Below are 267 nucleotides of genomic sequence, written 5' to 3' on the forward strand. Positions count from 1 at the left end.
GGATGTTATCCATCCGGTTTTGCAGGCCACGGCGGTTATACAGGCCGGTTAATGGATCAAGCATACTGAGATCGTTCAGGGTGTTACGCTCTTGCAACAGTTTATCCATTAGCCCTTGGGTAAAATTATCGCTGCGCTTTTGCATAATGTTTTGCAACGTAATTCCAGCAACTGGCAGGACAAAGCAGTAAAACATCCGCATCCACTGTTCGCCGCCGGCCAGTACCAGACACACCATAAAAGTCGGTAGCGAATGTAGAGTAAAGG

1 protein-coding gene is annotated in these 267 nt (G+C 47.9%); it reads right to left on the reverse strand.

The features are described from left to right. The coding region (locus QP437_RS10105; protein WP_369279326.1) for a hypothetical protein at positions 1 to 238 on the reverse strand (238 nt) is incomplete at its 3' end. Between the last annotated feature and the right edge of the window lie 29 nt (positions 239 to 267).

This window comes from Haemophilus sp. UMB1048 (assembly GCF_030218125.1).
Classification (GTDB): Bacteria; Pseudomonadota; Gammaproteobacteria; order Enterobacterales; family Pasteurellaceae; genus Haemophilus_D.